Annotated in this window: 7 protein-coding genes and 1 pseudogene; 3 read left to right on the top strand and 5 right to left on the bottom strand. The window is 40.6% G+C overall.

What is annotated here, in order from left to right; genetic code table 11:
* Window positions 1-634: pseudogene (locus Q0C76_RS08850) on the top strand (hypothetical protein); the annotation flags it as partial.
* A gap of 13 nt (window positions 635-647) precedes the next feature.
* Window positions 648-1,607, top strand: coding sequence for a D-2-hydroxyacid dehydrogenase (locus Q0C76_RS08845; protein WP_295732160.1), 960 nt, complete (start codon window positions 648-650; stop codon window positions 1,605-1,607).
* A 147-nt stretch (window positions 1,608-1,754) separates the two neighbouring features.
* Here Q0C76_RS08845 and Q0C76_RS08840 read toward each other — a convergent pair whose 3' ends face one another.
* The 5 genes from Q0C76_RS08840 to Q0C76_RS08820 form a co-directional block, all read right to left on the bottom strand.
* A complete protein-coding gene (locus Q0C76_RS08840) occupies window positions 1,755-2,141 on the bottom strand; it encodes a hypothetical protein (RefSeq protein WP_295732158.1) in 387 nt (128 codons plus the stop codon).
* Window positions 2,134-2,454, bottom strand: a complete 321-nt coding sequence (locus Q0C76_RS08835) for a hypothetical protein (RefSeq protein WP_039107792.1) — start codon at window positions 2,452-2,454, stop codon at window positions 2,134-2,136. The genes Q0C76_RS08840 and Q0C76_RS08835 overlap by 8 nt, the downstream gene beginning before the upstream one ends.
* A complete protein-coding gene (locus Q0C76_RS08830) occupies window positions 2,447-3,748 on the bottom strand; it encodes a Y-family DNA polymerase (protein ID WP_295732162.1) in 1,302 nt (433 codons plus the stop codon). The genes Q0C76_RS08835 and Q0C76_RS08830 overlap by 8 nt, the downstream gene beginning before the upstream one ends.
* Before the next feature lie 415 nt (window positions 3,749-4,163).
* Window positions 4,164-5,399 (bottom strand): IS110 family transposase, encoded by a 1,236-nt coding sequence (locus Q0C76_RS08825; protein WP_225432343.1) that lies wholly within the window; start codon window positions 5,397-5,399, stop codon window positions 4,164-4,166.
* 171 nt (window positions 5,400-5,570) lie between these two features.
* Entirely contained in the window at window positions 5,571-5,714 is a 144-nt protein-coding gene (locus Q0C76_RS08820) for a putative holin-like toxin (protein ID WP_295732149.1), read from the bottom strand.
* A 283-nt stretch (window positions 5,715-5,997) separates the two neighbouring features.
* On the opposite strand from Q0C76_RS08820, the gene Q0C76_RS08815 reads away from it, so the two are divergent.
* Complete coding sequence (locus Q0C76_RS08815) at window positions 5,998-6,582, top strand: recombinase family protein (protein ID WP_295732147.1); 585 nt, start codon at window positions 5,998-6,000, stop codon at window positions 6,580-6,582.
* The last annotated feature ends 108 nt before the right edge of the window (window positions 6,583-6,690 follow it).

The following is a 6,690-nucleotide window of genomic DNA, read 5'->3' as shown; positions in this document are numbered from 1 at the left end:
TCAGTGAAGTGCCTTTAGCGACGCTAAATGGGGCTAAGGGGTATTTTCAACCCAGCACTAATGAAATCGTCATTGGTGGCGATGAGCCCGATAATGCTTTAAAATTGAAGACGTTATATCATGAATATGCGCATAGCCAGCTACACGGATTAAAATCAGCCTTTAAAGATCGTCCACAAGCCTATCAGGAAACCAAGCCGAAGCGGTCGCATATGTTGCCATGCAAAATATTGGCATTGATACCAGGAACTACTTACTTGGTTATGTGGCTACCTGGGCTAAAGATAAAGCCGTGATCCATAGTGCTTTGAGTGAGATCCAGCAAGTGAGCAACAAAGTGATTGAGCTTAGCGATGGCTTAACCAAACAATTAGGCTTACAAGAAGCACCAAAAGAGCCTGAGCATGATCTAAAAAAGCGATCAGCCCAGGAACTTAATCAGTCGTATCAAGGCTTGCAACAACAAGTTAAGCAAGCAACTAATCCACAACAAAAATCAGAATTAAAAAATCAATTAACCGATGTGCACCAGGAAATTAGTGATCGAACGCAAAAACAATTGCAAGATTTTGTGAGTCAGAATCCAGAAATTAGACAATCAGAACGGAATACAGGCGAAACACTAAAAAGATAGGAGATATCTCACGATGAAAATTGTTCTTTTAGATGGTTATGAGCTAAATAAAGATTTAAATTGGCACTTATTGCAAGACTTAGGCGAATGTACTTTTTATGACCGTACACCAGTTAATGATCAGAATGAAATTATAAAACGAATTAGTGACGCTGAAATTGTTATCACGCATAAAACTCCGCTAGATGACGACGTGATTAGTAAAGTTCCGAAGCTAAATTATATTGGAATTATGGGAACCGGTTACGATGTCGTTGATATTAAAAGTGCTCATAAAAATAAAGTCGTAGTAACCAATATTCCCACATATGCTAGTGATGCAGTAGCACAATTTACTTTCTCATTACTATTAGAAGCAACAAGTCAGGTTGGCTTGCATAATCGGCTTGTTCATGAAAATAAATGGTCACAGGTACCTGACTTTACTTTTTGGGATAAACCGCTATTAGAATTAAAAGACAAAACTTTAGGATTAATCGGATACGGCCATATTGCTCAAAAGGTTGCCCAAATAGGGCACGCCTTTTCTATGAAAGTCATTTTTTATAATCATCGCCCTAAAAAAGTTTCTGAAACTTGGGTTCAACAAGTGTCTCTTGATCAACTTTTAAAGAAATCAGATGTTATTAGTTTGCACGTAATTCAAACGCCGGAGACAATGCATTTAATTAATAATGACACGATTGCAAAAATGAAAAACGGTGTTATTTTGCTAAACACAGCGCGAGGCAAACTGGTTAATGAGGAGGATATTAAGAAAGCCTTGAATGAAGATAAAGTTTACGCATACGCTACTGACGTTGTTCAAAAAGAACCAATTGATAGTGACAGTCCCCTGCTAAAAGCAAAAAATTGCTATATTACGCCACATATTGCTTGGGCACCGTACGAAACAAGAGAACGGTTGTTGAATATAACCATTTCTAATGTAAGGGCGTATCTATCAGGTAATCCTCAAAATGTTGTCAATTAAAGCAAGCGCGATATAGTGTACCAAGAAATAAGCAGTTGAGCTAAAAAATAGTTGCAAAATTTTGTGAGACAAAATCCAAAGATCACACAGCCAAGACAAAATGAACAACAGCAAATAAAGCGTTAAGAAAAGACGGAGAGCTAATTTTTATAGCTTCTCCGTCTTTTTGTATTCCACATTGCGAATTTCTTGTAGCGGGACGAAACAATCAGAATCAATCACAATATCATTAGCATTGTAGCCATGAATTAAAGTCGTTATATCCGGCAAATGGTGGTTATTTTGGTCAACCGTTTTTAGCTGAATCATTACCAGTTGTTGCCTTTGATACGCGTCGGCCAGCACTTGTGTCAGTTCTGCTAAGGATTGCTGCGGTTGTGGGACATAGACTGCATTCAACTGCTTGTTTTGTTGATTTAGCGCGGCGGTATGATCGGACAAATAGAACCCCTGCCATTTCATCATGCCCCGATCGTGATAATCATGTTCAAAGAAGTGCTTAACCGTATCTAAGTCAAAGTCTTGGTTATTCAAGGGGCACCCGCTTTCGTTGAATTAACTTTTGACTTTTAGGCCAGCGTTCGCCAGTAAAGCCAACAAATTCAATCGTTAGTTTAATCTTTTGTCGCAAAGCTTTTAGTAGCGTCTCCAAATCAGCTAAATCATAGTGTGCTAATTTATGTAAAGGAACGGATTGCAAGCGCTCGTTAGCCCGTTGGCTGTTAAAAAATACATTGTAGGTCTGATCGTAAGGATCGTTAGCGATCATCAACCAGTAGCGTGTTCGCGACTGGCGCTTAAACAGCAAGGTTAAGCGTCCCATAATAATTTCTACATCGTTATTCATAGCTATTGCCCCCATTATGACCACCGACGAGTGAAGCACGCTCAATAGCCGTACCGCCCCTTAACAAGCTGGTGGCATAAACTAACTTCGTGAAGCCAAAGCGGCGATGAATTTCATCAATCACTTGGTTTAACCGACTAGCCTTAATCTGGGTACTTGCCGGCTCAAATAAGCTAAGCTGTTGGCCGGTGTTGGTACTTAATTTGCTGCTATAAACCCCAATATTTCGGACAGCTTGACCGTCCCAGTTTTTGCGGAACAACCATAATAGTTGTCGCGTTAAAACTTGGTTATCATTGGTTGGCTCAATTTTTAAAGCCTGATGAAAGCCACCGCGGCCATCGGCTGCGGCCGCAGAGTAAGAAAAACCAATGCTTAGCGACAGACACCCCGCCATTTTATGGTGGTGTCGTAGCCGAGCAGCCACTTGTTCACCAATTTCTTTAATGACCGTTTCAATTTCTGCTTGATTAAGATAGTCCCGTGGCAATACTTGTGAATTGCCTAGACTTGCTGATTTGAATTTAGCGGGTTCCGTAACCTGTGCTCGATCAATTCCCCAGGCCGTGGCGAACAATTGGGTGCCAATAATCCCCATTGCTTGTTTCAACAAATAAGGGTTGGCATGGGCTAACTCGTACATGTTGTGAATAGCTAGTCGGTTTAGCCGTTTAGCTGTCCGTTCACCGATCCCCCAGACAGCAGTTAAGTCATTGATCGTCCAGATTTTTTGAGGGACAGTCTCATAATGAATTTCACCAATAAAGTCAGCGGTATGCTTAGCATACACATCAAGGGCAAGATTAGCTTGGGGCGGATTATCACCAATGCCAACGGTGGTGTATAAGCCTAATTTTTGCCGCACCGTAGTTTGAATCAACCTTGCTACTTCACGGACAGACTGCCCAAAAAGCCGCCATGAATGAGTCATATCCAAAATACTTTCGTCAATTGAATACGGCCAAACTTCTTTTTCAGTCGTAAACTGGTGGAAGATTTGGTTGATTTGCAAGTTACGTTCGATATAGAGGTTCATGCGTGGTGGGACAACCCACAGACGCGGATCATTAGGTAAATCACGTTTACGTGAGACATTAGCTTTGATATGAAATAATTGCTTGGCTTCGGGTGAAGTAGCCAAAATTAGGCCACCATTGGTGTTTTTGGCTTCACTAAGGACAACTAAGGGCACTTTTAAGGGGTTCAGCCCTCTAGCTAGGGCTTCACAACTGGCATAGAAGCTTTTGTTGTCGATTAGAAAGAACACGCCATGCGGTTCATTATCAGTAAACAAGTTGATCACTTCCATTAGCTTTTACCCATATTTTGGCACAAAAGCAAACTTGTGTTCCCATAAAGTGCTAGAAATCTGATTTAAAATTGTCGAAAGTCAGTCATAGTCATGCTATAATATGGTTAAGAAAAAGGAAGCCCCGCTGATAACAGGACTTCCCATGTAGAGCCGTTTAAGACGGTGACAAATTTATACAGTTTAAATAACCGCTAGCTTGCCAGAGCTAAGGCGGTTATTTTTCTACCATTAGTCAAGTAGAATGTTAATTTCATGGGATTCCATGTACAGGTAAAGCTTGTACATGGGGTCTTTTTTTGTTCATTTGAGGAAAGCAATACTTCAAAGGGTAATCTAAATAAACCTCTTGAAATGTTAATTTTTCAAGATACTATACTGTCTTCAGAAGATATATGAACTACTGTTTTGGTTGAAACACTGTTGGCTCATAAGCTTCGTTGTTCAAAACTAGGTGGAAGATTGTTCTATTTAGACGACTCATAACTGCAATCGCAATCTTCTTGGTTCCCTTAGATTGAGAAGATTGCTTTTTCATTTGGTAGAAATCGTTAAAGTGTGTTGGTCGATATGAGGAAGCACTGATAATGTTGATAACCGTACGGTACAAGACCTTTCTTGCCAAAGCGTTTCCACGTTTTCGGATACGCTGTTTGGCCATGTAGTCCCCTGATTGATAAGTAGTTAAATCAATACCAATATACGCATTAATGGCATTGGCACTATGAAATCGCCGGATATCGCCTAATTCTGCAATAATACACAATGCTGATTTAAGCGCAATTCCAGGAATTGTCGTTAAAATTGCCACCTCAGGTAAGCTCGTACCAATTTTAGCCATCTCCTCAATTAAAGATTCTTTTAGGCGGTCAAGACGTTTAACTTCATATGCTAACTCGATAACTCGCTTAATTGCGTATGAGTCAGTATCTAATGCTGGTTCAGAACTTTTGGCTAACTCCAGAAGATGTTCGGCTAAACGTTGAGCCCGTTTGGAACCCATATTTTTTTGAGTAGCCCCTAATATAATTGATGTTAATTCAGCGGAACCATGTTGTAACACCAAATGTGGATGCGGGAATTTCTGTACAATATGCCAGTATAAGCCACCTTCAGGCCTACTTAGGAAGTGTTCAATTTCCGGGAAAGTAAGCTGTAGCTCATGATGAAGACGATTCTTATTACGCACGACGTCGTCGTTGTGCTCTTGATAGATTCGATGTAGCTCACGTAGTTCTGTGTATTCAGATTTTTCTTGAAATGATGGCAAAAAATGGTTTCTAGACATCGCTTCTGCCAGACCAACGGCGTCAACCGAATCTGTTTTAACAGCTCTAAAGCTGTCCATTACTTTCTTAGCTTTTAGGGGATTTATCTCAGTATATAGCCAGCCATTACGCTGAAAAAAGGCGCGCCACGGTCGTGAATAGATCCCCGTTGATTCAAAGATAATTTTTGGTTCTCTAAAGCTGTTTAGCTCATCCTCAAGTCGCTCAAACCCTTCACGATTGCTTGATAACTTAAATTCTTTGATGACTTGTCTGTCAATCAAAACGGCCACATTAGCTGTGTGTTTACTAATATCAAGACCAAATATGCATTCCATTTGATACACCACCTTTTGAAGTTGTTTCACCGACTCACTCATCTCAATTTTCAATACACGGCGTCAAGCGCCAACAATCTTCGACCGAGTTCATTGATGAATCTGCGAAGTTGCCAGTTTTTTTTACGACGTCTTTGCGTCAAAATAACCTCCGACATGTCAACTCCGTTACCACTGTACCAAAAAAAGCTTAGTGGTGAATCACAGTCCCGTCGGATCATGATTCACCACTAAGCTTAGAATGTTTTTTTGCTGACTTTTGATCAGCTCAACAATTAATGCGATTAAGGCCACGATAAAGGTACCGAAAGCCAACATTAATTGTAAAGCGTCCGATACGGACACTTAGGCTACTCCTTTCGTTAGGAATTATGGGCTTTAAGGGTTTAACACCATAAGCACCACCTCCGATCGGAAATAGCCACCGCCTTAACTTCTCTACAAGCTATAATTATACAGTAAAATTAAGGGGCTACCAAGTTTAGTAAAAGACAAAAATAGCGCTTATAAAACAAATCCTTTGAAGCAAAAAACGACCATTAGGGTATACCCTAGTGGCCTTTTTTGTTTCTGTGCTATACTAGGCATTAAAAGTGTTCATTAGGGCTGTCCAAAAGGAAGGCTAAAAATGGCTAAAATTGGTTATGCGCGTGTGAGTTCCAAGGAGCAACATTTAGATCGACAGTTAGCGGCTTTAAAAGGCGTTGATAAACTATTTACAGATAAGTTAAGTGGGGCTAACACCAAGCGACCTGAACTGCAAAAAATGCTGGCCTATATCCGTGAAGGCGATATTGTCCTGGTTACTGAATTAGACCGCTTGGGCCGAAACAACCAGGAATTAACTAAGATTATGAACACCATTCAGAACAAAGGTGCCACCCTAGATGTGTTGAATTTGCCGTCCATGACGGGGATTGCGGATCCCAACTTGCGTCAACTAATGACTAACTTAATCATTGAACTGTATAAGTATCAGGCCGAAAGTGAACGGAAGCGGATTATTGAGCGTCAACAACAGGGGATTTTCCTGGCCAAACAGCAGGGGAAATATCATGGGCGCAAACCCCAATATACCGAAGATGATCCCCGCTTACTACATGCTTTTAAGCTTTATCAGACGGGCATGAGTGATGTAGACGTCGCCCGTAATACCGGTATTAAGCGAACGACTTTTATCAGATATCGCAAGAAGTGCAATATAAAAAGATGAGATTTACATGCGATAATTACGTTATACTAGTTTAGTGGCTGTTGAACTAGGCCACCATATCTTCGACCCTTGTAGTAAATTTATAGCGAATTTGATAGGCCTCACCCT

Origin of the sequence: uncultured Limosilactobacillus sp. (assembly GCF_934202705.1) — a bacterium.
In the GTDB taxonomy this organism is placed as follows: Bacteria; Bacillota; Bacilli; order Lactobacillales; family Lactobacillaceae; genus Limosilactobacillus.
The sequence above is the reverse complement of the archived record's forward strand: the minus strand, read 5'-3'. Positions and strand labels throughout refer to the sequence as shown.

Excerpts from the sequence above, each read along its gene's own strand:
- Q0C76_RS08845 (WP_295732160.1), top strand. The coding sequence starts at position 648 with ATGAAAATTGTTCTTTTAGATGGTTATGAGCTAAATAAAGATTTAAAT.
- Q0C76_RS08835 (WP_039107792.1), bottom strand. The coding sequence starts at position 2,454 with ATGAATAACGATGTAGAAATTATTATGGGACGCTTAACCTTGCTGTTT.
- Q0C76_RS08815 (WP_295732147.1), top strand. The coding sequence starts at position 5,998 with ATGGCTAAAATTGGTTATGCGCGTGTGAGTTCCAAGGAGCAACATTTA.